At 60.9% G+C, this 25,280-nt stretch carries 29 protein-coding genes, 1 tRNA gene and 1 other RNA gene; 8 read left to right on the forward strand and 23 right to left on the reverse strand.

Features of this window, described 5'->3' with window-relative positions; all coding sequences use genetic code 11:
- Positions 1 to 3: 3 nt before the first annotated feature.
- The 9 genes from pilV to BLS55_RS03510 are packed head-to-tail and all read right to left on the reverse strand — an operon-like array spanning position 4 to position 9,174.
- Entirely contained in the window at positions 4 to 1,140 is a 1,137-nt protein-coding gene (gene pilV / locus BLS55_RS03470; protein WP_092152983.1) for a shufflon system plasmid conjugative transfer pilus tip adhesin PilV, read from the reverse strand.
- 4 nt (positions 1,141 to 1,144) lie between these two features.
- On the reverse strand, positions 1,145 to 1,570 hold the full coding sequence (gene pilM / locus BLS55_RS03475) for a type IV pilus biogenesis protein PilM (RefSeq protein WP_092152984.1): 426 nt from the start codon (positions 1,568 to 1,570) through the stop codon (positions 1,145 to 1,147).
- Complete coding sequence (locus BLS55_RS03480) at positions 1,567 to 2,529, reverse strand: ATPase, T2SS/T4P/T4SS family (protein WP_092152985.1); 963 nt, start codon at positions 2,527 to 2,529, stop codon at positions 1,567 to 1,569. The genes pilM and BLS55_RS03480 overlap by 4 nt, the downstream gene beginning before the upstream one ends.
- Positions 2,530 to 2,531: 2 nt before the next feature.
- A complete protein-coding gene (locus tag BLS55_RS03485) occupies positions 2,532 to 2,999 on the reverse strand; it encodes a type 4 pilus major pilin (protein WP_257243123.1) in 468 nt (155 codons plus the stop codon).
- Between the two features lie 5 nt (positions 3,000 to 3,004).
- On the reverse strand, positions 3,005 to 4,072 hold the full coding sequence (locus BLS55_RS03490) for a type II secretion system F family protein (protein ID WP_092152987.1): 1,068 nt from the start codon (positions 4,070 to 4,072) through the stop codon (positions 3,005 to 3,007).
- 1 nt (position 4,073) lies between these two features.
- Positions 4,074 to 5,699, reverse strand: coding sequence for an ATPase, T2SS/T4P/T4SS family (locus tag BLS55_RS03495; protein WP_092152988.1), 1,626 nt, complete (start codon positions 5,697 to 5,699; stop codon positions 4,074 to 4,076).
- Positions 5,700 to 5,709: 10 nt separating this feature from the next.
- Positions 5,710 to 6,324 carry a type IV pilus biogenesis protein PilP gene (gene pilP / locus BLS55_RS03500; RefSeq protein ID WP_092152989.1) on the reverse strand — a complete coding sequence of 205 codons (615 nt, stop codon included), beginning with the start codon at positions 6,322 to 6,324 and terminating at the stop codon, positions 5,710 to 5,712.
- A 2-nt stretch (positions 6,325 to 6,326) separates the two neighbouring features.
- A complete protein-coding gene (gene pilO2, locus BLS55_RS03505; protein ID WP_092152990.1) occupies positions 6,327 to 7,592 on the reverse strand; it encodes a type 4b pilus protein PilO2 in 1,266 nt (421 codons plus the stop codon).
- A gap of 4 nt (positions 7,593 to 7,596) precedes the next feature.
- On the reverse strand, positions 7,597 to 9,174 hold the full coding sequence (locus BLS55_RS03510) for a secretin N-terminal domain-containing protein (RefSeq protein WP_092152991.1): 1,578 nt from the start codon (positions 9,172 to 9,174) through the stop codon (positions 7,597 to 7,599).
- 56 nt (positions 9,175 to 9,230) lie between these two features.
- Here BLS55_RS03510 and BLS55_RS03515 point away from each other — a divergent pair, with 56 nt between their 5' ends.
- Together BLS55_RS03515 and BLS55_RS03520 are read left to right on the forward strand one after the other, a co-directional pair.
- Positions 9,231 to 9,512 (forward strand): type II toxin-antitoxin system RelE/ParE family toxin, encoded by a 282-nt coding sequence (locus BLS55_RS03515; RefSeq protein WP_092152992.1) that lies wholly within the window; start codon positions 9,231 to 9,233, stop codon positions 9,510 to 9,512.
- A gap of 9 nt (positions 9,513 to 9,521) precedes the next feature.
- Positions 9,522 to 9,848, forward strand: coding sequence for a HigA family addiction module antitoxin (locus tag BLS55_RS03520; protein ID WP_092152993.1), 327 nt, complete (start codon positions 9,522 to 9,524; stop codon positions 9,846 to 9,848).
- On the opposite strand, the gene BLS55_RS03525 is transcribed toward BLS55_RS03520, so the two are convergent.
- The 14 genes from BLS55_RS03525 to BLS55_RS03585 form a co-directional block, all read right to left on the reverse strand.
- Positions 9,826 to 11,070, reverse strand: a complete 1,245-nt coding sequence (locus BLS55_RS03525; protein ID WP_092152994.1) for a toxin co-regulated pilus biosynthesis Q family protein — start codon at positions 11,068 to 11,070, stop codon at positions 9,826 to 9,828. The genes BLS55_RS03520 and BLS55_RS03525 overlap by 23 nt on opposite strands.
- 4 nt (positions 11,071 to 11,074) lie before the next feature.
- Positions 11,075 to 11,380 (reverse strand): conjugal transfer protein TrbD, encoded by a 306-nt coding sequence (gene trbD / locus BLS55_RS03530; RefSeq protein WP_092152995.1) that lies wholly within the window; start codon positions 11,378 to 11,380, stop codon positions 11,075 to 11,077.
- Positions 11,380 to 11,691, reverse strand: coding sequence for a TrbC/VirB2 family type IV secretion system protein (locus BLS55_RS03535; RefSeq protein WP_092152996.1), 312 nt, complete (start codon positions 11,689 to 11,691; stop codon positions 11,380 to 11,382). The genes trbD and BLS55_RS03535 overlap by 1 nt, the downstream gene beginning before the upstream one ends.
- Before the next feature lie 13 nt (positions 11,692 to 11,704).
- A complete protein-coding gene (gene trbB, locus BLS55_RS03540) occupies positions 11,705 to 12,661 on the reverse strand; it encodes a P-type conjugative transfer ATPase TrbB (RefSeq protein WP_092152997.1) in 957 nt (318 codons plus the stop codon).
- Positions 12,654 to 13,148, reverse strand: coding sequence for a hypothetical protein (locus BLS55_RS03545; RefSeq protein ID WP_092152998.1), 495 nt, complete (start codon positions 13,146 to 13,148; stop codon positions 12,654 to 12,656). Before BLS55_RS03545 ends, trbB begins: the two co-directional genes overlap by 8 nt.
- Complete coding sequence (locus BLS55_RS11825) at positions 13,141 to 13,380, reverse strand: hypothetical protein (RefSeq protein ID WP_143339511.1); 240 nt, start codon at positions 13,378 to 13,380, stop codon at positions 13,141 to 13,143. The genes BLS55_RS03545 and BLS55_RS11825 overlap by 8 nt, the downstream gene beginning before the upstream one ends.
- Before the next feature lie 10 nt (positions 13,381 to 13,390).
- Positions 13,391 to 14,119, reverse strand: a complete 729-nt coding sequence (locus BLS55_RS03550) for a nucleotide-binding protein (RefSeq protein WP_092152999.1) — start codon at positions 14,117 to 14,119, stop codon at positions 13,391 to 13,393.
- 11 nt (positions 14,120 to 14,130) lie between these two features.
- On the reverse strand, positions 14,131 to 14,496 hold the full coding sequence (locus BLS55_RS03555) for a TraK family protein (RefSeq protein ID WP_143339512.1): 366 nt from the start codon (positions 14,494 to 14,496) through the stop codon (positions 14,131 to 14,133).
- On the reverse strand, positions 14,483 to 15,628 hold the full coding sequence (locus tag BLS55_RS12070) for a hypothetical protein (protein WP_180365385.1): 1,146 nt from the start codon (positions 15,626 to 15,628) through the stop codon (positions 14,483 to 14,485). Before BLS55_RS12070 ends, BLS55_RS03555 begins: the two co-directional genes overlap by 14 nt.
- A 172-nt stretch (positions 15,629 to 15,800) precedes the next feature.
- Positions 15,801 to 16,196 (reverse strand): single-stranded DNA-binding protein, encoded by a 396-nt coding sequence (locus BLS55_RS03565; RefSeq protein ID WP_092153001.1) that lies wholly within the window; start codon positions 16,194 to 16,196, stop codon positions 15,801 to 15,803.
- A 21-nt stretch (positions 16,197 to 16,217) separates the two neighbouring features.
- Entirely contained in the window at positions 16,218 to 16,448 is a 231-nt protein-coding gene (locus tag BLS55_RS03570; protein WP_257243124.1) for a hypothetical protein, read from the reverse strand.
- Positions 16,449 to 16,463: 15 nt separating this feature from the next.
- Positions 16,464 to 16,529, reverse strand: an RNA gene (locus BLS55_RS03575) — hammerhead ribozyme type II.
- A 4-nt stretch (positions 16,530 to 16,533) separates the two neighbouring features.
- Positions 16,534 to 16,719: a hypothetical protein gene (locus tag BLS55_RS03580; protein WP_092153002.1), complete on the reverse strand. Its 186-nt coding sequence runs from the start codon at positions 16,717 to 16,719 to the stop codon at positions 16,534 to 16,536.
- Positions 16,720 to 16,947: 228 nt separating this feature from the next.
- A tRNA-Glu gene (locus BLS55_RS03585) sits at positions 16,948 to 17,023 on the reverse strand.
- 131 nt (positions 17,024 to 17,154) lie between these two features.
- Here BLS55_RS03585 and BLS55_RS03590 point away from each other — a divergent pair.
- The 6 genes from BLS55_RS03590 (at position 17,155) to BLS55_RS03615 (ending at position 25,278) form a co-directional block, all read left to right on the forward strand.
- A complete protein-coding gene (locus BLS55_RS03590; protein ID WP_092153003.1) occupies positions 17,155 to 18,570 on the forward strand; it encodes an NlpC/P60 family N-terminal domain-containing protein in 1,416 nt (471 codons plus the stop codon).
- Positions 18,567 to 20,153 carry a dephospho-CoA kinase gene (locus BLS55_RS03595; RefSeq protein ID WP_092153004.1) on the forward strand — a complete coding sequence of 529 codons (1,587 nt, stop codon included), beginning with the start codon at positions 18,567 to 18,569 and terminating at the stop codon, positions 20,151 to 20,153. Before BLS55_RS03590 ends, BLS55_RS03595 begins: the two co-directional genes overlap by 4 nt.
- 130 nt (positions 20,154 to 20,283) lie before the next feature.
- On the forward strand, positions 20,284 to 22,353 hold the full coding sequence (locus tag BLS55_RS03600; protein ID WP_092153005.1) for an ATP-binding protein: 2,070 nt from the start codon (positions 20,284 to 20,286) through the stop codon (positions 22,351 to 22,353).
- The gene (gene ybaK / locus BLS55_RS03605) at positions 22,337 to 22,852 is read left to right on the forward strand and encodes a Cys-tRNA(Pro) deacylase (RefSeq protein WP_092153006.1); all 516 of its coding nucleotides are present in this window, start codon (positions 22,337 to 22,339) and stop codon (positions 22,850 to 22,852) included. The genes BLS55_RS03600 and ybaK overlap by 17 nt, the downstream gene beginning before the upstream one ends.
- A gap of 191 nt (positions 22,853 to 23,043) precedes the next feature.
- On the forward strand, positions 23,044 to 23,925 hold the full coding sequence (locus BLS55_RS03610; RefSeq protein WP_092153007.1) for a c-type cytochrome: 882 nt from the start codon (positions 23,044 to 23,046) through the stop codon (positions 23,923 to 23,925).
- A gap of 3 nt (positions 23,926 to 23,928) precedes the next feature.
- Entirely contained in the window at positions 23,929 to 25,278 is a 1,350-nt protein-coding gene (locus tag BLS55_RS03615; RefSeq protein ID WP_092153008.1) for a c-type cytochrome, read from the forward strand.
- Positions 25,279 to 25,280: the final 2 nt, after the last annotated feature.

Genomic DNA, 25,280 nt, shown 5'->3' on the forward strand with positions numbered 1-25,280 from the left:
CTCCTATGGTGCTGCCTGCTTTACACAGCTTGTCATAACCACAATGCGCCCGTAGTCGCTCGCCGGGTACACCCAGCCGGAATCGTCGCCGTCAGTACTCAAGGTCTTGTCAGGTGTCTGAACGCGCATGTGAACCTGCCATTCCGTATCCGAAAGGGATGTGGCCCAGGTCTGAAAAGAAGTCAGGGGCGGCGCTTCCGGCCCGGCTTCCGCAATGGAAGGAGATGTGAAGATGGCCGGAGACGTGCCAGTGCCGGAAGCGCAGGACGGCTTGGATATCTTGTCCCCGTTCCTGGCCAGCACAGCTGTCTTAAGCAGAGTCGAATTCCCCGAATCGCCGATGATCTCCAGCGAATTGTTCCGGCAGAGATACAGTCCCTGGATCTTGTCCAGGAATACCCGCCCCTGATCTTCCGGTGCCGTGCAGGATTCGCTGGAGATTTCCCGCTCTTCAAACTGGAGTTCTGAGACATTCCGGATCGCGTGGTTCGTCATGTCCAGTTCGGTCTGCATGGCGTTGAGCTCATCGTGTCCGGGCACGGCAACGCGATACAGATAATCCTGCCCCAGAGCCGAAGCGTCGAAGCTGGTCAGCGCTCCGAGATGCCCGGCTCCGGGCGAGGGCACCCCCAGAGCGGCCAGGGACAGGGACCACCCACCACCAGAGCCCTGAAGCGTATCCGCACTCTGGTCAGGCACGTCGCCGGTGGGTACGAACCCCCCGGTTCCGCCCAGAAGGGCCGCTGCGCCGGGAACAGTAACGTTAAGGAATCTGCTGGTGGCCGCAGCCCTGCCGCCTGTAGTCAGCACAATGGCGCGCAAATGGCCGCTGGTGGAATCTTTGCGGATATAAATGGCGTAAGACTGGCCCCAGACATTACGGTCCTGAAAGCCGGCGGGAAGCAGTCCGTCGCTGACCAGATCCGCCACGGAAAGCGTGGGCCCGGAAGAAGCCGTGGCTGAACTGAGATTAGTCTGGTGCTTGCGCACATAATCGGCAGAAGCTCGGCTGACCAGGGCCAGATGATCAGCCGCCTGCCGTTTTTGCGTGTCCGCAAGGCCCATGGCCATCATATCCGCCAGTTTGGGCAGCAGGATGGCCATAATCAGCAGCGCGCCAATGACTTCAATAAGTTTCATGGCGTTACCTCACAGCGACGACGCTGACCAGGCTGTCGGCTGGAATAAAAGCCGGCAACGGCGTCAGCCCGTCCGGTGTCAGCCGCCCGTTTTCCGCGCGCCCCACAGCCAGACTGCCTCGAAAAAGTTCCCGGACGGCCGCTATCTCTTCCGCCGATGCCGATCCGTAAACGTAGCAGCGCCCGCCGTTCACGCGCGCGGCCCACGACCGCAGGGCGCGCCAGCCGTCGGGCAGATCCAGCGCTGTCTGGGAAACGGTCCCGTCGGGCGGATTGTTCCGATGGACATAAAGAAAGGCCGCATTGCGGTAGATGGCGTAGTTCAGCGCTATGGCCCGGACTTCAGGGCTATAGCCATCCCTGCGGCCAGCGGGCGCAGAAAGAACGGCCAGAACGCCGAGCAGAAGCGCAAGCACTGCAAAAATCTTCATATGCCCTGCTCCCCTTTGTGCGCGATCCGGGCTTTAAGCTCCCGCATATCGTCATTCAGCGTATGGAACTGGCCATCCCGGAGCTTGGCCCGGATGCCGCGAGATGACTCCTTGAACGGCAGGAGCAGGAACTGCGGCGAAGAAAGGCGGCGCTGGCCGTCCGAATCGTTTTCCAGGGAAAGATGAATGACCGCCAGCAGGGCGTCTGCAAGATTCTGCCGTGCGTTGTCCCCGTCCAGTTCGCGCGCCCAGTTGACCAGACGGTCCAGCGCTGTGATCACGTCCTGGCCGTGGATGGTAGCCACGACGAGCTGCCGGCTGGATCCAAGGGCGATGCGCAGGGCTTCAAAAGCAGCATGCCGCGTCCGGATCTCGCCGATGAAGATGATGTCCGGCGAGGCGTAGCGATGGGCGCGTTCTATTTCCTGAGCCAGTTCATCGTCGCTGCTTATTTCCGTCTGGAAGCAATACCCGCCGGAGCCCCAGCTGCCGGCCAGGGGGAGTTCCGCCGGATTCTCGAAGGTCACTGAATGCCCTCCGTACAGTTCAAGGCGTCTGGCCACAAAGGCGCTGGCCGTGGTCGTCTTGCCGGAGGCCTGCGCGCCGGAAAACAGCACCAGCCCTTGCCGCTGTTCTTCAGCAAGGAGCCACGAACAAAGCACACCCAACAGGCCAAGGGATTCAAAAGACGGCACGGCATCGGCAAGACGCCGCAGAAACCAGTTCCGGCGGCCGTCAACATCATCAATCCGCGCCACGCGGTATGTGATGTCACGATGCCGGTAGCGCATGGCCATCTGCTCATGCCTGCCCAGCAGGGCAGGCAGCTCCGCCACTTCCTGAGCGCAGTCGTCCGGCACTGGTACAAGCTGCGTTCCGACTCCGGGGCAACCCTTCAGGCGCGCGGTGCCGTCTGGAAACAGCAGCAGATCGTTGAACTGCAGATCGGCCAGACTCATAGTCAGCGGGCCTCATACGTTATGGTGTTGCTTGTCGTGCAGGAGGACACGATGTCCGCCACCGTATTCTCACTTCCCAGAGCATTGCCGTTGACGCTGACCGAGAGCCAGGCGTCCGTCTGAAATTTGGCCAGCTGGGTGCATTCGTCCTGAGGGATGCCCGACAGCTCGATGCTGAAACTGCCGTTGGCGTCGTTGGTGGACAGGTTGATTTCCCCGCCCCAGGGCGTTTTCAGAACGCTGCCCTTCTGCAGATTTTTGGGCACTATCCCGGCCTTAATGGCCGTTTCGTTGTCCAGTCCGCTGTAATCGGCAGCGCCTGAAAACAACTGCTGTATCTGCATGCGCATGGTCACTATGTCCTGTTCCAGAGACACGACCTTGCTTTTGGAAAATCCGGAGTTCAGATACACGGCCGCGCCGGCGATGACGACCAGAGTAATTAACAGGCCGCCAAGCACTTCCATCATATTCATTACAGAATCCCCATCGTTTGCGTTGAAATCTGTGATTGCAGATCCATGACCGACATGGCGATCAGAACCATCTGTCCTATAATCAGCAGTAAAAATATTATATTGAGCATTCGCGCCTTGCGCTGGATTGCGGCAATGCCTTCCTGAAGCCAGTCGCGGGCAAAATCCTGAAGCTGATCCTTGAAGTGCGGCAGACCGGCAAAGACGCGGAAGTCGTCAATCAGCTCCCGGTCAGGGAAATCCAGACCGCAAAGGTACATGGCCTCGCCGATGTTTTCCCCACGCCCCACCTGGTCGTTGATGGCCAGGATCCGTTCGCGCAGGTATGGGCTGGTGTTTTCAGAGGCCAGTTGCGTATGGAGGATGTGTGAAAGCTGCATGCCGGAACGCATCAGCGTCGCCAGCGTGAACAGCCAGACGCCCCCTACGGTCAAGCGGTACATGGACCAGGGCGGCAGCCTGTCGGCCAGCCTGCGGAGCGGTCCGGTCCAGAGCGGCAGCGTGAGCACGAGCGCGACGCAGCCGCCAGTCAGCAGAACAAGCACCAGCAGGCCGCCCCAGGACGCCGTAAATGCGCTGACCACATACAGGCCACGCGCAAATCCGGTCCACTTGTCAGGATCGGACAACTGCGCAAGCTCCGGCATAACGTACAAGGAAACCACGGCCAGCATGCTCGCCGCCAGAAACAGCAGGAAAAGCGGATAAGTCAGAGCGCTGGCCACCGCCCCCACGATCTTGCGCCGGGCATCCAGCAATTCGGCCGCCATGAGCAGACCATCCTGCAGCTTGCCGGCCTTCTGGCCGGAGGCGATCAGCATAATCTCTTCCGGCGAGGCAAATCCGGTCAAGGCTGTGCCCAGGTTGTGGCCATTGCTGATGTGTTCCAAAATGCGGCCGAAGATTCCGGCCAGGGTCGGATTGCGGCGCTGCGCCTGGTCACGCAAACTGCGCAGGCTGTCCTTGAGCGGCTGACCGTAACGCGCCTGCATGGCCAGTTTTTTCCAGGTTCTTACACGCATGGGCGCGTTGAAGGACAGGCGGGCTATGCTTTCCTGAATATTCATATTACGCCGTCCTGGACTGGTCGAAAAACTTGTTGAACGTCCAGGGTACACCCAGGCGGCTTTCCGCCCGGACAGGATCCACAAGACCCTGGCGGACGTGCTGCAGGGCGTGCTCAATGTAGGTCATGCCGCCCTTTTCTCGCCATGCGGCGTGGGCTTCCGTCAGCCGGCCGGCGCGCAGCAGGCCCAGGATGTCCATGTCCAGCACAATGACTTCCGCGGCTACGGTCTGGTTCATTAGGCCGGAAAGGCAGTGGGGGCAGCCCTCATAGTTCTGGACAAAAATGCCCTCATGCGTGGAATCGCCCTCAATCTCTTCCAGCTCCATGACGCGCGAAAGGCGCTGGTACACGTCTTCAGGGATATGCATGCCGCGCGCTGCGCGGCTGATCTCTCGCCAGGGAATTTTGCAGTGCGGGCAGAGTTTCGGGATGAGACGCTGATATTCCAGGCCGGCCAGCACGTTGGGATCGCAGAGCACGTCCAGAGGATCCCTGTAGCCCGCAGACCGCAGAAGCGATTCAAAGCGGGTCACGATGCCGAAACCGTTGTTGGCATGCAGCGTCGCCCAGACGGACTGCCCGGTCAGCGCGGCGTCGATGGCCGCCACAGCCGCTTCCGGGTAACGGATCTCGCCGATCATGAACACGTCCGAATCTGAGCGCATGCCTCCGGCGATGGCATTGATGTAGGCAGCCGCACGACGAGCGCGGTCATAATCGCCTTCTGCCTTGGTCGTTACCTTGATCTGGTTCACGTCGCGCATGTAAAATTCCGGCGGATCCTCCACGCTGTGGTAGGCTTTTTCAGGCGCAGTTTCTGTCTGCGCCTCCATGGTGTGTTTCAGAACGGTGGATTTGCCGTGCCCTGTGGGACCGGAAATCACTGTCAGGCCTGTCCGCTTGGTCAGAAAATCCATGTCCCGGCACTGGCTCTGCGCGAAGCCCAGGGCCGTAAGCCGCTCTTCAAGGGTGCCGGTGGCTCTGGTGGAGTCATACAGAAGGCGCAGAGCCATGAACGTGCCTGTGCCGCTTTCGGCGTGAGCGCATTCGATGGGTTCGGTATGAATGCGCACAGAGTGCACGCCTTCCGGCAGGTAGTCCCGCTTGACGATGCGGCCGTCCTGACGCTCTATGGCGTTGAACGAAGGCGAGTCTGCGGACTGGCCGAGGATGCCGTAGATTGTGGAGATCATCTGCCGCCCGGTCTCCGCCTCCATCTGCGAATCCTCACGCAGGAGGCCCAGCACGCGGAATTTGATGCGAGTATATGTGCCGGTGTCCACAATATGGATGTCGGATGCCCCGGCCTTATGGGCGCGGGCAATCAGATCTATGGCCATCTGCTGGATTTCGTTCTGCCCTCTGGCGCGACGCACGGCGAATTTAGCGTAACTTCGTTCAAATTCACTGGGCTTGTGAAACTCCAGCTTGGCTATGCCCCGTCTGCGCAGGCGGGACACCAGAGCCACCATGTTCAGATCGCCCTTCAGGTCTGCGGAAATGTGCAGCACGCCGTCGATCAGGGCTACCTTGCCGCGCACTTTTTCCGAAACCTGCTCAAAATCGTCGAAGAACAGAGCCTCGGGAGCGCTGTTGGCCGCGCGGTTCCTTGCATTGTCATTCATAATGGAGTCCCTACTCAAAAGGCAAAGAGCTGATTTTTCCGCCCCGGCGGACAGTTACCCCGTGCCGGGATATGCTCGTCACTACGGCGTCGCCCAGACGGGATCCGGGACGCACAACGACCTGGCCGCTGCCGGTGCGCACCGTGGCTGAAAGCTGCCCGCCCACTCCCTGGACGGACACCACGCGCAGTCCCCCGCCGGACCGGCGTTCAACGGCGGCAGGCGCTGGCGAAGACGCCGCAGGCGGCGTCAGGGCCGGCAAAGACAACGGCACAGCCGGCGCGCGCAATGCCTCCTCTTTTTCCTTGCGCAGCTTTGCAATGCTGGCCTCAAGCCTCAGCTCCTGTTCTTGAGCCTGCAGTTCCGTGATCCTGCCCAGGCGGCCGGCGACGGCCTGAGCAATAGTGTTCGAGACTGGAACCGCGTCAGGAATTCTGCCGGCATCCTTCTTCCCGCTCGCCGCTTGCGGCGCGGATTTCTTTTGAACGGGCGCGGCGACCGCAACAGACGGCGGCGTGGGCGAAGACGAGAACCGTCTTGCCGCCAGCAGCCCGGCAAAAGCCAGGGACAGAGCCAGCAAAACACCCCAGATGATTTTTGCTCTTTTGGTAACCCGCATAACCATCCTCACTTTTCCTTGACGTAAACAGCGCCGTAGAGCGACCATGTGCCGTCCTTGACCCGGATCTGCTCCAGCGTCAGGCCCGGCAAAGCAGACAGCGCGCGCCAAAGCTCTTCCTGCAACAAAGAACCGGGAACGGCTTCAAGTATCCACTCTCCCTTGATCCAGGGGGCCGTCAGCTGCACCCTTTCAATGCTGCGGGTTTCCGGCTTCCTGAACGTCAGGCGCAGCCGTGAGCCTGCCTGTTGGGTGATTTCGTACAAATGTCGTGTCACGCCTTCGCGTGTCAGCAGATCGGGATAGTGTTGCCCCGTGCGCGGGGTACGGCCAGAGGCAAGCGTCAGCCGGGATACGGCCACTTGCGGCGTTTTCAGGGATGCATGCGACGGCAGCAGCAAAAATGAGGCCTGAGGTTTGTGAGCCCAGACGATGCTCATGGCCCTGCCTGAGCATGAAGCCTCGGAAAGCTGCCAACCGTTGACTACCGTAGGCTGAGCCAGTAACGCTTCCATGCAGGGCACAGCCACGTCCATAGCCAGCGGCGCGTCGGTCCATGTCTGGTCAAAATGATTTTCAGGATGGGCCAGCAGTTCCAAGCGGCGCTGTTCCTTGTCTAATCTGGCCAACCGCGCAGCCTCCAGCGAAGCCTGCTCAGCCTGGCGGTCCAGCCATGCGTCGATGGTCAGGCCGATGCCGAGCAGCAGACCCAGACCGGCCGCCCCCAACAGGACGGCTGGCGAGACGCGCCTGGAAGTCCCTTCAAGCGGTTCAAGGCAGCCGCGACGGCGCAGCGCTGCGCCCACGCCGACGTGCAGCAGAGGCTCCAGCCAGGCGAGGCTCCGCACCGGATCGTCAAATGTAACAACCTCGGCGATGCTGTTGTCCAGGAGCTCATTCAGGCTCTTCAGCTCCTGTGCTGCCTCCTGTCGCGTTGCATACACGGCGTCGCCCTGGCCCACGTTCTGACCGTTCTGACGGCCGATAACCCACCAGAAGGCCTCCCCCTGCACGTCTGTCAGGGCAAACAAGCCAAGAAAAGACGGAGGAAGCGAGATAAAGGCCGCCAGCGAACGGGCCTTTGTCCAGTCTTCCGGACGCCCGCCGCTCGCGCCGAACCCATATAAACGGCGCTGGACGGCAAGCATGTCGAATGACGCATCAATTTTTCTCGCCAATTCCAGGAGCTGAGGACGAGAGAGCTTTTCCATCCTGGTAGAAGACCAGTCCAGACCCACGGCCCAGGGACGCTTGTTGATGATGACCATACGCATGACATTAATCCTCAGTCCCGCCACCAGCGGATTCCACTTCGATGGTTATGACCAGCAGCGTTCTTGCGTACTTTGCCCCACTGCCGAAATTGAGCAGGCCCAGGCTCTTAGACAGCTTCTGTGTCTGGTCCTGAAATCCGGCCAGCACCAACGTCTGCCCCATCTGCATGGTAGACCGCTGGCTGAAGGCGCGGGTGGACGTTTTGGGCAGCTGAATCGTCAGGTCATTGGTCGAATATTCGCTCAGCTCGTCCAGGCTGGAAAGGTTGATGCTGTACTGGAGCAGTACACGCCGCCGGTCCAGGATGTGCGGTATGACCGTCATGGCAAAACCAGTGGTCACTTCGCCAGGGGTGATCTCCGTAGTCTGACCGTAATCGGACTGGGACGTGGACGAGCCCGCGATATAGTTGATGCGCTGGATGGCCTGGATGGGCACGGGCTGGTTTGAGAGAATCAGTCCGCCGCCTGATGTGACCTGGGTGGCGTTGCCCCAATCTTTCAAGGCCTTCAGTACGCCCGTGGAGTTCTTCAGCTTGCCGGAAACCACGGTCGCCGTGGCCGTGCCCGCGCCCCCCAGTGCCGAGAGGCTGCCGGCAGCCACAGAAATGGCGTCATTGGCGAAGAGAACCTGCAAGTCCAGGCCCGCCTCGTTTTCATCCGTGACTTCCAGCGCCCACACATGCGCCGTCAACGCCACCTGCCGCGACAGGCGTTTATTAATTTCCGCCACATATCCGCCGACTTGGCGGACATTTTCAGCACGGTCCCGAACAGTGATTGTGCCGGCAGCCTGGTTGCCCACCACACTGCCTTCCGGAGAGAGCAGGGCTTTGACGGCTTTTTCCATATCTGCCCAGATATCAAAGGCATATTGGGTGGTATTGGATTGCGCCGTCTGACTGGAAGTGTCGGAAGTAGCCACTGTTTGATTGACATTAGAGCCGCCGATGCTGGAGCGCGTGGTTTCCTTTGATTTATTGGTGATATTGTCCTTGTATTCGCGCTTGCCCGGTGCGCCCAGAATTGTGAATGTCCGAACCGTCAGACGGGAAAAGACAACGCTGTTCGTCCTGGAGTCATAATCCCAGCCATAACCGGAAGCGATGGACACATGGTCCAGCAGGCCGCGCAAGGTACCGTCATACGAAATATTCAATACCCGCGACGTGCCGGAACCGGGCACATTCAGCAGGTCCGGAAGATCCAGGCCGGTGTCGCTCTTCCCTTTTTTCTGGCTATCCGCGCCTCCCAAGGGCGCGGGGTCTACGCCCACCTGAACGGTCATAGGCGTCAGATCCGCAATGGTTGCGGCAATGTCCGCCAAGGTGCCACGCTTACGCAGCGTCACATGGGTATTGAGCGCCGCCTGGGATTGCTCGTCCGCCCGGATGGGCACGGCCTTCACGCCCACGTAGGGTTCGGCAACCACGTCCACCGCCCTGGAGCGCGAAAGCGTGGTAAAGTCCCGGCCCTTGGATTCTATGAGTTCCTGGTCCGGCGCGCCTTTATGAGCACAGCCGAAAAAAAGCGCTCCAAGAAGAAAAAGGGTTGTCTGCGCGGATATATTGAAAAATTTCATACCGCACCCCGGATTATACGCTTGCAGTAACATCTTTTTAGTGTTACTTTTTCATCATGATATTGAGCTTCAGGGACAGCCGCGCCGAGCTTTTGTTTCAGGGGGTTCGCATTCCCGGCCTGCCGCCGGACATCCAGCGCGCCGCCATGCGCAAGCTGAAAGTCCTGCACAGCGCCGTTTCTCTCAACGACCTGCGCGTCCCTCCCGGAAACCGTCTGGAAGCGCTTAAAGGGAACCGGGCCGGACAGCACAGCATCCGCATCAACGGCCAATGGCGGATATGCTTCGTCTGGAAAGACGGAAACGCTCATTCTGTTGCAATTGTTGACTATCACTAGGAGAACGCCATGAGTGACCGCATGCCGCCCGTACATCCGGGTGAAATTCTGCAGGAGGAGTTTCTGAAGCCCATGGGCATAAGCCAGACCCGCCTTGCGCTGGACACCGGCATGCCGCAGAGCCGCATTCAGAGCATTGTTGCCGGCAAGCGCGGCATCTCCGCCGACACTGCGGTGCGTCTTGCCGCCTACTTCGGCAACAGTGCGGAGTTCTGGCTCAACTGCCAGGTATCCTATGAGCTTGACGTGGTGGCATATTCCGGCAAGCGCGATGAAATCCTGTCTCGTGTGCATCCGCATCATCCCGTCCTTGCTAATGTTCCGACACTTCCATGACCTTGTTGCCCTGGTAGATGGTCACACGCAGGGCAAGGCCATTGGCCTGAAGAGCCGCGAAGAAGCTCTTCACCGCATCCACAAAGACACCGGAGAAGGTCGCGGAACTCCGCATTTCATAGTCGTTCTGGGCATTCCAGATCAGGCTGTAACCGGCTATAGCGGCCCAGCCCTCCATCAGGGCACGCAGCATTTCGCCCTTGTGGATCTCCCAGACAGGCACGGCCTCAATGGCCGTGGCGGCTACCGGCGTGGGGGCTTCGCTGGAAACCGTCGGTGTTGAGGGCGCTGGAGCCACTGGCGGCTCCGTTACCGGAGCGCTTGTTTCCGGGGAAGGTGCAGTCGGCATGTTAACCGGCGCGTATGCCACGGGTTCGCTGGGCTTGGGCTTTTCCAGCGTCAGTGCCGGCGAGGTCTGGGCGCGGCTGGGCAGGGATACCGGATCCGGCATGGGCGTGGGTGTGACGGCCTGGGGAACGGGCTGCCCTTCAGGAACGTCGGCAGGCGAGGGAACAGAGGAAGCTACGGGAATGATGCCAACAGGCGGCTCCGACAGGTAGACCGGAGAGCCTTTGGCCAGCGTCGTGGTGGGGGCGACTTGGTTCCAGCGGCAGAAATCCTTGACCGGAACGCCGCTGCGCCTGGCCACAACGGCGGCAGTAGCCGTTCTCCTTACGGGATATACCTTGACGCTGGGAGTAGCGGCCAGCATGGCCGCTGCGGATGCCTGATCCGGAACTGTCGCCATAGGCGCACGTTCCGGAAGCGGACGGGATTCCAGCGGGTGCTCTTCCGGCAGGGCATCTGCAAGAGGTGGTTCCGTGCCCGTGAAAACTTCGCGGGTGAAACTGAACATCTGCCCGTCGGAGCAGGCCACCTGTACATAACCCTGCTGGGGGGTGCCGTCGGCCTCCAGCGTGCCCAGCCTGTAGCTCACGCCAAGCCCGGAGCCGGAGGAAGCCAGAGCGAACCCGGCCGCCCGCAGCTGCTGTTCAAGCACGTCGCCGAACACGCCAGGCGCTCGGTCCAGGACCACAGGTGTATGTGCTGGCGCATGACGTCGGGCCAGCTCTTCCGCCGTGCGGGTCGCGAGAATGCGCGCGTCGTTGGCGTACGCCGCGCTCAGGCCGTCAAAGGACGTCTGTGCGGGACTCCGCAGAACGCAGCCGCCGGCGAGCAGAAGCAGACCGCAGAGCAACAGTGCGCTGGTGTTTATCTTCATGGCTTCATCGCTTTGTTTTAAAACCGCCCTGAGGCCGCCAGCAGCTTGCCTTGGCGCTGTAAAAATCCTGTTGCTTCACATGCCGCAGCCATACACGGCTCAAAAGCGGATCTGCCCTGGCCATGCGCCGGAGGATGAAAATCGCCAAGGTCCAGAAGATGGTCGCCGTCGCCGCGGAAACCAGCGTCATGCCGCCCACGCCTACAAGCAGAGCCATGAGGCTTGCAGCCATGGCAAGCTCGCGTTCCGCGCCCAGCACGAAGTTGTGCCGGTGCAACGACTGATGGACAGGAGCGCGCCGCGTTTCCATCAGATGACCGCCCCGGAAAAGCTGAATACGGAGTTCACCATGCTCCCCGCGAATGCGATGAAGGAGATGCCGAACACCACGGAAAGCAGCAGCTTGAAGCCGCCGCTTATATCATCCTTGTTCATGATGAAGATGATCCCGCAGATGGCCATGGCGGTGATGCTGATGTATTTGCCGGCTGGACCGGTTATGGTGTTGACCACCTTTTCAAGTGGACTGGAAAATTCCGTGATGCCGCCGCTGGCCAGAGTCGCTTCCGGGCAGAGTCCAAAGAAGAGGGCCAGCAGTATGAAAAAAGCCTTGTTACGCATCGTTTCCCTCCGTTCAGGCGGCGGAATAGAGGCGCCTTGTTTCATAGCGCCCTTCTTTCGCGTTGAATTTGTTGACGGAAATTATAGAGGCCAGACGGCGCGTGTTCTGCCGCGTCTTTTCCATGTAGATGATCATATCTATGGCCCGCCCGATTAGCTTCTGCTTGGGGCCGACGCCGGCTTCTTCAACCAGTTCTTCCAGACGTTCCAATGCTTCTTCCGCGCTGTCCGCGTGGAAGGTGCCGACGCCGCCCGGATGGCCCGTGTTCCACAGTTTCAGCAGCTCAAGAGCGGCCGCGTCCCGAACCTCGCCCACCAGAATCCGGCGCGGCGCATAGCGCATGCAGACCTTAGTGAGCTGGCGCATGCCGATGCCCGCAAGCTCGGAAGTGAGGAAAAATACGGAATTGGGCGCATGTGACTGCAGCTCTGCCGTGTCTTCAAGAATCAGCAGGCGATCGTGCGTGCAAAGTTCATCCAGTTCATGAATAATGGCGTTCACGAACGTCGTTTTGCCGCTGGAGGTGCCGCCCACAACGACGATGTTTTTGCGGTCCAGAATGGCGTGACGTATGATGGGCACGACTTCCGGCGCGATGATGCCCTGCTCCAGGTATTCCCGCATGGTTATGACCCGCGAGGCCTTTTTGCGCAGCGAAAACGACGCGCCGGGCCCCACCAACGGCGGGAACGTGCCCTCAAACCGTGAGCCGTCCAGGGGAAAGCTCCCTTCAACGACTGGATGCAGGGCGTCCACCGTCTGACCCAGGGCGCTGGCCACAAGCGACAATATCAGACGGCCCTGGGCCAGGGGCAGATCGCCGATGCATTCCTGCTCCTGACCATATTTTTCAATCCAGAGCCTGCCGTCGGGGTTAAGCATGATTTCAATGACGGACGCATCCCGCAGCGGTCCCATGATGAGGTCGCCGCAGTTGTATTCCAGGCTTTCCAGCAGGCGCTCATCCATGCTGCACCGCCTTCAGGACGAAGACCGCCACATTGATCAGAGCTGAAAGCGCCATGACGGCCGTACAAAGGTACAGGGACGTTTTGAAGCCGGTAAGGCTGGAGACAAACCCGGATGAGGCCTGCTGCAGGCCTTCAAGAGTCACGCCTGACAAAGTCTTCGACACGTCGGCCATGCTTTCTTCCACGCCTTTGACGTAAGCCGCGGTCTGCTCGCTCATGAACGCCGCCAGGGCCTTTTCGTGCTTTTTCTGGAGTTGTGTCTGAGCTTCCAGAAAGGCATTCTGGATCGTGACCATCATCAAGAGGGGATCATCCTTTGGCACAGCCATCTCGTGCTTTTTGGCCAGCAGCGCGCGCACGTCCTCCACGGAAAGACCAAAGCCATCCGGCAGTGCTTGCTGGCTGACAGCGGGTTCCGTGACAGAAACATCCGGCTGAACCTGAGCGATGTCCTGTTCATTGATTTCAGGAAAGTCATCACCCATTGATCTCGTCCTCAAGCAAAGCTCTCAGTTTATCGTGGAAGTCCTGATTTGCACATATGCGGCCAGCAACAGTCATAAGAATGGTTCCGAGATAATGCACAGAATGATTCTTCTCCCCCTCTTCAATATTCAATTCAGGGGAATATTTTACGGATATATCTATTTCTCTGGAGTTTTCGTGACCTGAAATGACAACGACACTTCGGAATTTTTTCCCATCATCACTTTTCATAACGCTGCTCCTAGCAAATGCCCGCCTGCTCAACGCAGGAAAGGATTTGGTTCCAGTAGCGCCGCAGGCGCGCCTTCACGGCTATGGAGGTGGAACTGGCGTTGATGCCGGCCTCAAAGCTCTGGCGCTTAGCAAAAAGCTCCTCAAGATCCTTGCCGATCAGCGCTTTATTGCCCTGGGGCAGCACCACAAGAGCGTGAAACTGCCGGGAATGGTTCTCGTAAATTTTGAACTCCTCAAAGCCTTTGCCGTCCACGGCAATGTCCCCGAAATACGGATTGAGCCAGACGACGATCGGTGAGTCCGGAAAGCCGACGCACATCCGCGACAGGCCGTGGAGCGTGTCGCCCAGAGCCTGGCCGCCCGTGACGATGGAATGGAAAAAAACCGTGTGCCCGGCTTCCTCCAGCAGCGCCAGGACGTCGTTTTCCTGCAGATACGCGCCCAGGGCGATGAAAGACGAAGCTCCGTTATCCACGATGACATGCGCTTCTTCCGGAGCCGTCACCAAGGCTTCAAGCAACACGTCAAATTTGCGCGGTTCAATGTTGCCGTCCTTCATCACGTCCAGCGAAGTCACGCTGAACTCTTTGAACGACGCCAGCGTCGCGTTTACAGGGTCCGTATCATAGGCAAGCACATCTTTTCCGAAATGCCGCAACGCCTGATAAAGCATGACGGCGATCATGGATTTGCCCACCCCGCCTTTTCCTTGGAGTATGAAATGTATCGTTGCCATGTTGCTTCCTGTTAAATGAGCCTTTCGTCAGAGAGTTCCTGCGTTTTGAAGGCCGCCTCGGCCTTAGAGGCCGGGGCCTGGGCTATGCGCGGGCCTTCATGCTTTTCTTCCTGTTTTTCCCTGGCTCCGCCGCAGTTCTCTGTGCTGTGGGCCTCTTCCCGCCTGCATTTTTCCGACGGCGTCTTTTTGCCTTTGCGGTGGCCGTCCTTCTGCTTTGCGTAAGCGCGGAACGCCCCGTAACACATGGTTATTTTCTTCTCTGTCCTGAGCAGGTCGTAGGCGCTCGCAACGGTGTAGCCCTGTTCCAGCAGGGCAACGACTTCCTGCTGCACCGCGTAGAACTGGACGCGCGCCATGCCGGGTCTAAGCCGCGGCATAGACGCCTCGCTGCCAGTTTTGCAGGAAAGGCAAAATGCCCGTGGTTATATTCTGGGACAGCTGCGCAACCGTCGGCGCTTTGCCGCGACGGAACAACGCAGACCACAGGCCCCAGGCCGGACCACGCTTTGTCTGGCCGTCTACAAAGCGGCCCAGCAGGGCCTCAAAGAGCGGGCGCGCCGCTTCCAATTTCGGATCCGGACGGCGCTGCGCCTCCAGGCGCTGCAGGCAGCGCCGAAGATCTTCTGCCTTTTTCGGTGCCAAAGGCGTTGCAGGTGCTGGCCCGCCGAAAGCCTGTGCCGATGTGGGGGTTTCGTAAGGCTCGTCCTGCCAGCGCCGGCAGCGCAGCCAGGTGCTGAGCAGGGGCACGCACCCGTTGCGCCAGTGTCGGTCATGGGCCTTGAAGCGCTCGACTATGCACAGCAGCTCATCAAGCATCGGCAGCTTGCGCGCGCTGGCCAAGGACAGGAAAATCCTTTGCGCCATGGCTTTGTCCTTTTTGACCGGCCAGGCGGCGAACAGGCGCTCAAAGGCAGCTGCTGCGCTTGAAGCCGGGCTATTTTCCCTTGGGGTGGGAAAAGAATCCCCCCTCCCCGACTCTGCGGGCAGAGGGTGACCCGCAGCCGCAAGGAAAGGCCTGCAAGAGGAGGCTGTCTTGCATGGGTGTGCGGCGGGAAGGGGGGAAAGGGGGGTATTATTCTTCTCTTTCTTCTTCTTATAAGAGGGCGCAGATTTTTCGCCCCCTATGCGCAGATTTTTCGCATGCGCAGACGCAGATTCTGCGCTATCCGCCCAGGTCGCCAGATCGGCCTCGGCCAAGGCGATATAGTGGCGCGCCCGCGGACTCAGCAGCAGCCGGTAAGCATTGCGCCCGTCCGACTGTTGCTCAATATTGATGTACTGAAGTGCTGACAGCCTTTTGAGGTGGTGCTGGATGGAGCGCACGCTGAGATCGCACAGCCGCGCCAAAAGCTGCTGCGGCAGCCCGCATATGCCTCTCGCGGAGTGTCGGGACAGCAGCACATAGAGAAACCGGGCATGGCTGCTGACGGCAGGATCATAACAGATGTATTCGGCAAAAAATTTGTCGCTAACCCGCAAAAAATGCGCAGAAGGAATCAGGGTTTCCATGCTTCGCCGCCTTCTTTTTCTGGCGGAAAAAAGGCAAAGAAGAAGCCCCCCAAGGCTTGACGCCTGGTCCTGCTGCGGGTATAGTCTCTTCAACGTTTGTGAGAGACTTCCCCGCTAGGGGCGGCCGCGCATTGTGTTCCAGCACAGTGCGCGGTTTTCTTTGGTCTTTTTCCTAAAAAGTTTCTGTCGTTGCCTCTGTTGCCGTTTCAGGAGCGTCGGGCGCTCCCGGTTCATCCGCATGCCAAAAATCCAGGAAGCGAATGCATCTGCAGACTACTTCCGTGACGTAGTGCGTGATGTCGCCCTGATCCACCCATCTGCGGGTTTTCAGGGCCCCTTCCACATAGACAAGACTGCCCTTGCCGATGCGGTCCGCGCACAGCTCCGCCACCTTGCCGTAGGCGATCACCTGGTGCCAGTCCGTAGCCTCAACGCGATCACCCTCGGCATTCCTGTAAGAGCCGTCAGTGGCTATCCGCAGCTTCGCAACAGGCGTACCGGTGGTTGCGGTATAGCGCAGCTCCACATCGTGTCCCAGGCGGCCAAGCAGCGTGACGCGATTGATCATGGACTTGCCTCCCCGTCTCGGTCAGGCCGACGCCGCAATCGCCTGGGCCGGGTACTGCGCAACCAGGCGCTGCTGCATCTGAGGGCTCAGCATGTGCTTGAATTTGTAGGCCGTGCGGATAAGAGCGCGCTTTTGCGCTTTGTCCATCTCCTCGATCAGAGTGCGAGTCATAAAATCCCGCACCGCCGGATCCTTGGAATCGCAGATGTCGTCCAGCAGCAACCTCTGTTCTTCGTTACGATGCCTCTTCATGTGATCCTCCTTGGGTCTTGGCTGCATCATCAGGCCGGAGCCGCCACGCTCCGACGACGGCCCCGGAGGGCCGTTTCGCTTGAGGCTAATCCTCGTCCAGAGCCGTATCGCTGTCTCCCCTGAGCCATGCCAAAGCATCCACGATTCCCTGTTTATAGCTCATTCCGGTGTTCCCTTCGTCCGCACAACACCGCAAGACAGCCTCCTCAATGCCTTCCAGGGCCCAGTTTTCCACACGGGCAATTTCAGTTTCAGTTCTTACGATTTGCATGTCACATCTCCATGAGCAGTTTCACGAGGAAGTATTCATTCAAGGCAGGGCTTCCCACTCTGTACCCTTTTGGGTAAAGAAGAAGCGGCCTGCGGATCGACAAAGCAGAAATGAAAAAGCCCCCATGCGCACGGGCAGGAACCCGGGTACGCATGAGGGCTTTCTGGGGAAAAGGCAAAAGCGTAGAGATTCGCCCAACAGAGCGAATTTCCACGCTTTTGTGAAGAGTGGCGTCACCAACGGGATTTGAACCCGTCTTAACGGCTTGAGAGGCCGCCGTCCTAACCGGATAGACGATGGTGACAGCGAGGTTTGTGTTTACGGATTACGCGCCGCTTTGTCAAGCGATTTTAACCTGAATCACAAAAAAGCGGGCATTGCCCTGCCGGCGCACCTGGTGCTATTATCGGGCTATTACGCAAAAGGGGGATACACATGCACCAGTTTGGGAGGGAGCTTACAGGCGCGCGTCGCGGCTTCGCTCCATGGTTTGGTCTGTTGCTGGCTACGCTCGCGTGCCTGATCCTGCTTCAGGGCTGCGGCGGGCGGCAGGCGCAATCCCCGCATCAGGCCGGCCTGCCCTCCTGGATGGGCACGGTGGAGGATCTGCGCCGCTTCCCGCAGGACTTGAACGTTTACGCCTCGCGCGCCGGAAAGGACAAACCGCTGTTTTCCGTGGCGGAGCAGAACGCGCAGGCAGCGCGTTTCATGCGCATTTACTTCGGTCCCTGGGATATGGATAAGACATCGGTGCGCAAACGCGACGCAGCCGCCATTTTCCACCGGGCGCGAGGCTTCCGGTACGCTGACGTGCGCTGGACGCAGGAGGCGTGGGACGCCATAAGCCGCAACGCGAACATGGGCGATTTCCCTTCCCGCAGTACACGGGCCATCACTGTGCGCGCCACCAATCTGAGGGAAATGCCTACCAACGAAACCCGTTTTTCCGAACCTACGCCGAACCCGCAGGCCAACCCCTTTGACTATTTTCAGTACTCTCTCCTTCCGGTGGGTACGCCGCTGCTTATTGCCCACACCACCAGGGACGGACAATGGCATTTTGTTGAATGCCCCATAGCTGCCGGCTGGGTGGCCGCGGCTGATGTGGCCGCCGTGGACGCAGGCTTTGCGCGCGCCTATCGCAACGGCCCCTTTGCCGCGGTGCTGCGCGACCAGGTGCGCCTTGCCGCAACGGACGGAAATGTGGTCACGGCCGGCATCGGCGCCCTGCTGCCCTTGCGGGGCGAGGGACAGGACGGCGAAGATCGGCTGCGCGTGCTGCTGCCGCTGCGCGGTCCTGACGGCATGGCTGGAGCGGATAGCGTGGCCCTGCCCCGCACGGACGCCGCCCCTTGGCCCTTGCCGCCCACCCCCGGCACGGTGGCCCAGCTGGGCGACCTTATGCTGGGCCAGCACTACGGCTGGGGCGGCATGTTCGGCCTGCGGGACTGCTCCGCTCTGACCCGCGACCTGCTGGCCCCTTTCGGCATCTGGCTGCCGCGAAATTCCGTGGCCCAGGCCCGCACGGGATCCGTTATGTCGCTGGAAGGCATGAGTACGGCTGAAAAAGAGGCCACAATTCTGCGCTACGGCGTGCCCTTCCTCAGCCTGGTGGGCATGCGCGGCCACATCATGCTCTATGTGGGCAATTACCGCGGCCGCCCGGCCATTTTCCACAATGTCTGGGGCGTGCGGGTCGTGGAAAACGGCGACGACGACGCCCGCCTGGTTCTGGGCCGGGCCGTGGTCACGTCCATTACGCCGGGCGCGGAATTGCCGAACCTGTACCGGCCCGTCACCTTTGCGGACAGGCTGCGCACCCTGTCCACGCCGGCGGATACGCTGCGGTGAGAACCCTGCAGCTGCGCATTCCGGCGACCGCGGCCGGGCAGCGCCTGGACCGCGCACTGGGGCAGGCGCTGCCAGACGTCTCCCGCGCGGCGCTGCAAAAGGCCATCCGGGCCGGGCTCTGCCGAGTGGACGGTCTGCCCCAAACAAGCCCGGACTGCCGCGCCCGTGCGGGGCAGGCGGTGGAAATCCTGATGCCAGAGGCGGATTCTCCCCTCCAGGCGGAGGAAGGCCACCTGGAAATCCTCTGGCACGACGAACACCTGGCGGTGTGCAACAAACCCGCCGGGCTCACCGTGCATCCCTGCCCTTCCTGCCCGGAGCATACGCTGGTGCAGCGGCTGCTGGTGCGGTTCCCGCAGCTGAGGAAGCTGGAGGGCCTGCGCCCCGGCATTGTCCACCGCCTGGACAAAGATACCAGCGGCCTTTTGGTCGTGGCCCTGACCGAGGCGGACCGCCTGGCCCTGAGCGCCGCCTTTGCTCGCCGGGCCGTGCACAAGGAGTATCTGGCCCTGGTGCACGGATGCCCCCCTGAGGAAGGCGCGTGCCGTGAACCCCTGGGCCGCCACCCTACCGTCAAGGTCAAGTGTGCCGTGCTGCCCGAGGCCCAGGGAGGCAAGCCCGCCCACACGGTCTGGCGGCGGCTCTGGAGCGCGCCGGACGGACGCTGCTCCTTGCTGGCCGTGCGCATATTTACGGGCCGCACCCATCAGATCCGGGTTCACCTGGCCCATGTGGGGTACCCCTTGCTGGGCGACCGCCTCTATGCGCCTAAGGATGTGCGGGCCCTGGCTCCCCGCCAGATGCTGCACGCCTGGCGGCTGGAATTTGCGCACCCTGTGGACGGCGTCCCCCTACGTTTTTCCTGCCCGCCTCCGGAGGACATGCTGCAAACTGTCGTAGCGGCCGGGCGTCGCATGCGGCGCGTGGTGGTAACGGGCAACCCCGGCAGCGGCAAATCCGCCCTGACGGAAGAGTTTGCGCGCGCGGGCATCCCCACCGTAAGCGCCGACGCCCTTGTGGCCCAGCTCTATGCGCCAGGCGGCGAAGCCGGACCGTGGCTGGCGCGTCTGGCTCCGGAAGCGAACATCCTGACGCCGCAAGGCGGGGTGGACAAGACTGCCCTGCTTGCCGCCATGCGCCATAGCCCCGGCCTGCGGCAAGAAGTGGAGCGCCTGGTGCACGCCTTGGTGCGTAAAGCCGTGGAGCAATTCTGGACCACGGCCGAGGCGGGCGGCGCGTCCTTGGCTGTGGCCGAGGTGCCGCTCTATTTTGAAAGCGGCTGGCAGGGCGCTTTTACGCCTGCACCGCTGGTGGTCGGCGTGCGCTGCCCGCGGGAACTGCGCGATAGGCGCATCCGCGCAACCCGCGGCTGGAGCGAGGACAAGCTGGAGGCTCTTGAATCCTGGCAGTGGCCGGAGGCGCGCAAGCTGGCCGTCTGCGACCTTGTGGTGGACAATGCGGGCGACAGGGAAGCCTTGCACAGCGCCGCCCAAAGGCTTGTCGATGACCTTGCGGCAGAAGCGCGGGCCGATGAAGCCCGCCGTACGCAGGCCTTTGCCGGCCTCTGGCGTGACCAGAAATGACGCCGCGGCGCGCCCTTTAACGATATTTCGAACTTAAGCATTTTTTTCGCGGGGTTCTTGACATTTTTCCTTGATAGGAGCTATAGCACCTGTAAATATAATAAACAATACCAACGAGTTTGAGTCGCCCATGCCGGACCTTCCGCAGCCCACAACCCTCGCCTGCGCCAACCCTTTGGTGCTGGCCCTGGAAATCACCAGCGCCGCCCTGTTGCACGACAACAAGGAGGAATTTCTGGCTGCCGCCTTGGCGACCATAGGGGAAACGCTGCACTGCGGGCAGGTGACGCTGGTTGAGCGGCAAGGCGAACACTGGGCTGCGCCGCTTATCTGGCAAAGCTCCGGATACGGCCGCACCTTGCCGGATCCCACACTGGAAGAGCTGGCCCCGGTGTTGGAGAGCTTCGACCAGCGCAAGGGCCTGGCTGTTGAGGCGGTGGATGCGCTGCCGGAAACGCCGCTCAAGGCTTTTCTTGCCCAACGCCAGGTGCTTTCAGCCTACTGCATTCCCATTATTCATGAAGGGGGCCTGTACGGGGGCATATGTCTTACCCGCAGGCGCCACCAGCAGGCGTGGTCGCTGGAAGAATCCAGCATCTGCCATCTCATGAGCAATATTCTGGCCATTGCCCTGCTCCACTTTCGGCTTTACAACAGGATCAAGCACAAGCACCAGCAGTTGCGCGACATTCTCAATGCCTTCAGCGAGCCCGTGTGCATTGTGGATATGGATACCTATGAAATCCTGTTCATGAACAAAAAACAGCAGGAAAGCGCGCTCGAACCCAACTCCAGGAGCAAAATCTGCTACCGTCGGCTGATGGGGCGCGCCGGGCCGTGCCCCTTCTGCACCAATGCCATAATCGCCAGGCAAGCGGGCACGCCCTACCAATGGACCTATACGGACGAGAAAAGCCAGCGTTCGTTTTCCGTGGTGGACAAAGCCATCCACTGGGACAACAACAAGCTGGTCCGGCTTTCCATTGCCACGGACGTCACAGATCTTCTGCACACCCAGCGCGAACGGCAGAAGGCGGTGATGGCCTCCCAGGCCAAAAGCGAATTTCTCGCCCACATGAGCCACGAAATCCGCACCCCCATGAACGGCATCATCGGCCTTACCCTGCTGGCCCTGCAATCCAATCCCAGCCCGGAACAGCGCGACTATCTGCAAAAAATCCGCACCTCGGCCACCAGCCTGCTGGGCATCATCAACGACATCCTGGACCTTTCCAAGATCGAAGCCAACAAGATGGTGCTGGACGAGGCCAACTACAGCCTGGACGACGTGCTGGAATTCGTCCACACTTCCATCCGCTTTCCGCTGGAGCAAAAAGGGCTTTCCTATGAATGCCGGGTGGACGACCTTGTGCCGCGCAAGCTCTGGGGGGACGGCCTGCGCCTCAAACAGGTGCTGCTCAATCTTTTGAGCAATGCCGTGAAGTTCACGGCCAGCGGGGGCGTGCGCCTGCTCATAACGATCGAGAACGGCAACAGCGAAGACTGCCTGCACTTCTGCGTACAGGATACGGGCATGGGCATCAGCAAGGAATACCAGCAACACCTTTTTGAACCCTATACCCAGGCCAGCTCCAGCATCAGCCGCCGCTTCGGCGGCACAGGCCTGGGACTGACCATCTGCAAACGCATGGCAGAGCTGATGGAAGGCAGCCTCTGGTGCGAAAGCGAGCTGGGCAAGGGCACCACCTTCCACCTGCGCCTCCCCTGCCGCCCGGCCCGCAATATCTATTGTCAGCCAGAGGAAGAGCCCGCGCCGCCGCTGCCGGACCTTCTCCGGAACCGTCGCGTGCTCCTAGTGGAAGATAATGAGATCAATCAGGAAGTGGCGAGGGCCATGCTGCTGCAGGCCGGCCTGCGCTGCGATCTGGCCCAGAACGGCAGCGAAGCCGTGCGCATGGTGCGCTCCACAGCCTACGACCTGGTGCTTATGGACATTTACATGCCCGTCATGGACGGTCTGCACGCCACCAGGGAAATCCGCCGTTATCTGGAGCAGCGCGGCGGCGGCCATTTGCCCATCATTGCCATGACGGCCATGACCCTTCCCGAAAACGTGGAGGAAATGATCGCCGCCGGCATGGACGACCACATAGCCAAACCTTTCAACCAGGCCGTCCTGCGCAAGAAGCTCAGCCGCTGGCTGCAGTCGGCCGCCCAAGCCCATGTCTCCGCATCCTAAGATTCCCAAAACCAACGCCGCCCGCCTGCTGGAAAACCTGGGCATAGCCTTTACACTCCACAGCGCGCCGGTGGACGAGGCCGATCTTTCCGCCGTCGGTATGGCCCGTAAGCTGGGCGTGCCGCCCCAGTGCGTGTTTAAAACTCTGGTGGCCAGGGGCGACAAAACCGGCGTGCTCATGGCCTGCATCCCAGCCCCTGCGGAGCTGGACCTTAAGGCTCTGGCCGCCGCTTCCGGCAACAAGCACGTCGCCATGGTCCCCCTCAAGGAGGTGCGTCCGCTCACCGGCTATGTGCGCGGGGGCTGCTCCCCCCTGGGGGGCAAGAAAGCCTACCCCGTTTTTCTGGATGAAAGCGCCGCGGGGCAGGAGGCCATTTTTGTCAGCGCCGGGCTGCGCGGTGTGCAGCTGCGCCTTGCCCCGGCGGATTTGCTCCTGGCCGCGCACGGCGTGTACGCGCGCTGCGCAAAAATCACTTCCCCCGCTCCCGCCGACAGGTAAGTCCTTTTTACTATGGCCGTTCCGCGCCCCGGCTTTTCTTTGTCTTTTGCTACGTTTTTCCGTTCATATTGACATCCGGAGCGCTTTGCGTACTTTGAAAAAAGTACGCATTGCCATTTTACGCCGTAGCCATTGCGGCGTTCTCCTGCCGCGCGGCACGCCACCGGCCTGTTTCCACCTCCGGAGCTGCTATGAAAAACCACAATCTGTTTCTGACGCTGGTTCTTGTCACCTTCCTGCTGCTGTTGGGGGTCTGGATACTTTCCTTTTTCCGTTCCAGCGTAGCCGTAAAACGGATATCGGCGACGCAGCCCGCGTCGGCCGCGCCCACGCCCTCATCGGCTGCAGGCCCTCAGGCCTTGTTCAATCCTCCCCGCCCTGAGGACGCGCCGGAAAAAATCCGGCCCCAGGTGCTGCTGGGCTACAAGATCATGACTGAGACCCAAAAGTACGCCACAGGCTACGCGGGCAACGCGCTTTCCTGTTCCAGCTGCCATTTTGACGGCGGCCGCAGCCTTGAGAGCATCCCCCTGGTGGGGACGGCCGCCACCTACCCTCAGTACCGCAGCCGCCAGAAGTACACGACCGACCTGGCCCTGCGGGTGCAGGACTGTTTTGAGCGCAGCATGAACGGCAAGGCCCCGGCTCTGGACAGCCAGATCATGCAGTCCCTGCTGGTTTATCTGCAATGGATTTCCAAAGACATTCCCGTGTACGCCAAGCTGCCCTGGGCCTTGCCGCACGACCTGGGCAACGCCCACAAGCCGGACCAGGACAAAGGCGCGCAGGTCTACGTCCAGGTCTGCGCCCGTTGCCACGGCGACGACGGCCAGGGTACGGACATCGCCCCACCCCTCTGGGGCGAGGGCTCCTATAACGACGGCGCGGGCATGCACCGGGTGCGCACCTTCTCCGTATTTACCTGGAAGTTCATGCCCAAAAGCGCGCCTTCGCTCAGCCAGGAAGAAGCCCTGGATGTGGCGGCCTTCGTCAACAGCCGCCCCAGGCCCAAGTTTGTGGCAAGCCATCCGGAAACCATTGAGCGGGTCATTCCCCTGCCGGAAGGAAAGTAGGCCATGGTCTTCCCCATCCTGCACATTCCCGGTCTGGGCGACGGCATGACCATCGCCCTGGACGCCGTGCTGCACGTGCTCATCAGTCACGGCCTGGCCATCGGCTTCATGACGGTGCTTGTTCTGTTCCAGACGCTCGCCTGGCGCGGCAAGGGGGCCTTCTGGGCGCGCATTGCCCGCCGCCTGCTGGGCACGGCCGTGGTCATCACCACCTCGGTGGGCGCGGTGACCGGCGTGGGCATCTGGTTCATTACCGGCGCACTGGCGCCGGAGGGCATTGGCGCCCTTATCCACCTCTTTTTCTGGCCCTGGTTCATCGAATGGATGGCCTTTACCTCTGAAGTTTCCCTGCTGCTCATCTATTACTACCTTTGGGACAAACTGCAGGAAAGCCGCCCCGGCCTGCTGGCCGCCGTGGGCTGGAGCTATGTGACCATGGCGGTCATTTCCGCCATCCTCATCTCCGGCATTCTGGGCTTTATGCTCACGCCGGACGCCTGGCCCTGGGGCCAGGCATTTACAGAGGCCTACTTCAATCCCACCTTTATTCCTCAGGTTTTCCTGCGCCTGGGCGCGGGGCTCTGCCTGGGCGCGCTGCTGGCGCTGGGCTGGATAGCCTGGCGCTTTGACGGCACTGGGCCGCAACGCGCCCGCGCGCTGCGCTGCACCGGGGGGCTGGCCTTGGGGGCGGCCCTGGTTGCAGGCCTCAGCGCCTGGGTTTACTTTTCGCGCATTCCGGCCACCTACCTGACCCACTGGAAGTTTGCGGTGGCCACTTCCTACCTTTCGCAGCTGCCGGACTTTCTGCCGCTGCTCAACCTCGCTGCGGCGCTCTGCATTGTGCTGGCCGCGCTGGCGGGCGCGTGCCGCAGGCCGTTGCTCAGCCGCGCGCTCTGCATCCCGGCTTTGCTCTGCTGCGTGACCCTGTTCATGGAGTTTGAGCGGGTGCGCGAATTTGTGCGCGGCCCCTACCTGGTGCCGGGCTACATGTACGCCAACCAGATTCCCCTGGCGGAAAACGAAGCCCTGCTGGCCCGCAATGCCCCCTTGCTGCCCCGCGCCAGCTGGATCAATGTGGAGAGCAAGCTCTCCCCCCGCGAAACGGCCGGGCGCGCGCTGTTTGCCGCCAATTGCGGCGTCTGCCACGCGGAAAGCGGCATCAACGGCATTGACCACCGCCTGGCCGGGCGCAGCCTGGACGGCGTGGCCGCCATGGTGGGCATAACCCAGCACCTGGCCCCCTATATGACGCCCTTTACCGGCTCGGAAGAGGAGCGTCTGTTGCTGGCCCACTATATTTACGGCCTTGCCACCGCGCACGCCGGCACGGACCGGACCGTGAAGGAGAAGTAACC

It is taken from the genome of Desulfovibrio legallii (assembly GCF_900102485.1).
Taxonomy (GTDB): Bacteria; Desulfobacterota; Desulfovibrionia; order Desulfovibrionales; family Desulfovibrionaceae; genus Desulfovibrio; species Desulfovibrio legallii_A.

What these genes read in the sequence shown, in the direction of transcription:
- pilV (WP_092152983.1), bottom strand. Translation starts at nt 1,140, where the DNA reads ATGAAACTTATTGAAGTCATTGGCGCGCTGCTGATTATGGCCATCCTG.
- pilM (WP_092152984.1), bottom strand. Translation starts at nt 1,570, where the DNA reads ATGAAGATTTTTGCAGTGCTTGCGCTTCTGCTCGGCGTTCTGGCCGTT.
- BLS55_RS03480 (WP_092152985.1), bottom strand. Translation starts at nt 2,529, where the DNA reads ATGAGTCTGGCCGATCTGCAGTTCAACGATCTGCTGCTGTTTCCAGAC.
- BLS55_RS03485 (WP_257243123.1), bottom strand. Translation starts at nt 2,999, where the DNA reads ATGATGGAAGTGCTTGGCGGCCTGTTAATTACTCTGGTCGTCATCGCC.
- BLS55_RS03490 (WP_092152987.1), bottom strand. Translation starts at nt 4,072, where the DNA reads ATGAATATTCAGGAAAGCATAGCCCGCCTGTCCTTCAACGCGCCCATG.
- BLS55_RS03495 (WP_092152988.1), bottom strand. Translation starts at nt 5,699, where the DNA reads ATGAATGACAATGCAAGGAACCGCGCGGCCAACAGCGCTCCCGAGGCT.
- pilP (WP_092152989.1), bottom strand. Translation starts at nt 6,324, where the DNA reads ATGGTTATGCGGGTTACCAAAAGAGCAAAAATCATCTGGGGTGTTTTG.
- pilO2 (WP_092152990.1), bottom strand. Translation starts at nt 7,592, where the DNA reads ATGCGTATGGTCATCATCAACAAGCGTCCCTGGGCCGTGGGTCTGGAC.
- BLS55_RS03510 (WP_092152991.1), bottom strand. Translation starts at nt 9,174, where the DNA reads ATGAAATTTTTCAATATATCCGCGCAGACAACCCTTTTTCTTCTTGGA.
- BLS55_RS03515 (WP_092152992.1), top strand. Translation starts at nt 9,231, where the DNA reads ATGATATTGAGCTTCAGGGACAGCCGCGCCGAGCTTTTGTTTCAGGGG.
- BLS55_RS03520 (WP_092152993.1), top strand. Translation starts at nt 9,522, where the DNA reads ATGAGTGACCGCATGCCGCCCGTACATCCGGGTGAAATTCTGCAGGAG.
- BLS55_RS03525 (WP_092152994.1), bottom strand. Translation starts at nt 11,070, where the DNA reads ATGAAGATAAACACCAGCGCACTGTTGCTCTGCGGTCTGCTTCTGCTC.
- trbD (WP_092152995.1), bottom strand. Translation starts at nt 11,380, where the DNA reads ATGGAAACGCGGCGCGCTCCTGTCCATCAGTCGTTGCACCGGCACAAC.
- BLS55_RS03535 (WP_092152996.1), bottom strand. Translation starts at nt 11,691, where the DNA reads ATGCGTAACAAGGCTTTTTTCATACTGCTGGCCCTCTTCTTTGGACTC.
- trbB (WP_092152997.1), bottom strand. Translation starts at nt 12,661, where the DNA reads ATGGATGAGCGCCTGCTGGAAAGCCTGGAATACAACTGCGGCGACCTC.
- BLS55_RS03545 (WP_092152998.1), bottom strand. Translation starts at nt 13,148, where the DNA reads ATGGGTGATGACTTTCCTGAAATCAATGAACAGGACATCGCTCAGGTT.
- BLS55_RS11825 (WP_143339511.1), bottom strand. Translation starts at nt 13,380, where the DNA reads ATGAAAAGTGATGATGGGAAAAAATTCCGAAGTGTCGTTGTCATTTCA.
- BLS55_RS03550 (WP_092152999.1), bottom strand. Translation starts at nt 14,119, where the DNA reads ATGGCAACGATACATTTCATACTCCAAGGAAAAGGCGGGGTGGGCAAA.
- BLS55_RS03555 (WP_143339512.1), bottom strand. Translation starts at nt 14,496, where the DNA reads ATGCCGCGGCTTAGACCCGGCATGGCGCGCGTCCAGTTCTACGCGGTG.
- BLS55_RS12070 (WP_180365385.1), bottom strand. Translation starts at nt 15,628, where the DNA reads ATGGAAACCCTGATTCCTTCTGCGCATTTTTTGCGGGTTAGCGACAAA.
- BLS55_RS03565 (WP_092153001.1), bottom strand. Translation starts at nt 16,196, where the DNA reads ATGATCAATCGCGTCACGCTGCTTGGCCGCCTGGGACACGATGTGGAG.
- BLS55_RS03570 (WP_257243124.1), bottom strand. Translation starts at nt 16,448, where the DNA reads ATGAAGAGGCATCGTAACGAAGAACAGAGGTTGCTGCTGGACGACATC.
- BLS55_RS03580 (WP_092153002.1), bottom strand. Translation starts at nt 16,719, where the DNA reads ATGCAAATCGTAAGAACTGAAACTGAAATTGCCCGTGTGGAAAACTGG.
- BLS55_RS03590 (WP_092153003.1), top strand. Translation starts at nt 17,155, where the DNA reads ATGCACCAGTTTGGGAGGGAGCTTACAGGCGCGCGTCGCGGCTTCGCT.
- BLS55_RS03600 (WP_092153005.1), top strand. Translation starts at nt 20,284, where the DNA reads ATGCCGGACCTTCCGCAGCCCACAACCCTCGCCTGCGCCAACCCTTTG.
- ybaK (WP_092153006.1), top strand. Translation starts at nt 22,337, where the DNA reads ATGTCTCCGCATCCTAAGATTCCCAAAACCAACGCCGCCCGCCTGCTG.
- BLS55_RS03610 (WP_092153007.1), top strand. Translation starts at nt 23,044, where the DNA reads ATGAAAAACCACAATCTGTTTCTGACGCTGGTTCTTGTCACCTTCCTG.
- BLS55_RS03615 (WP_092153008.1), top strand. Translation starts at nt 23,929, where the DNA reads ATGGTCTTCCCCATCCTGCACATTCCCGGTCTGGGCGACGGCATGACC.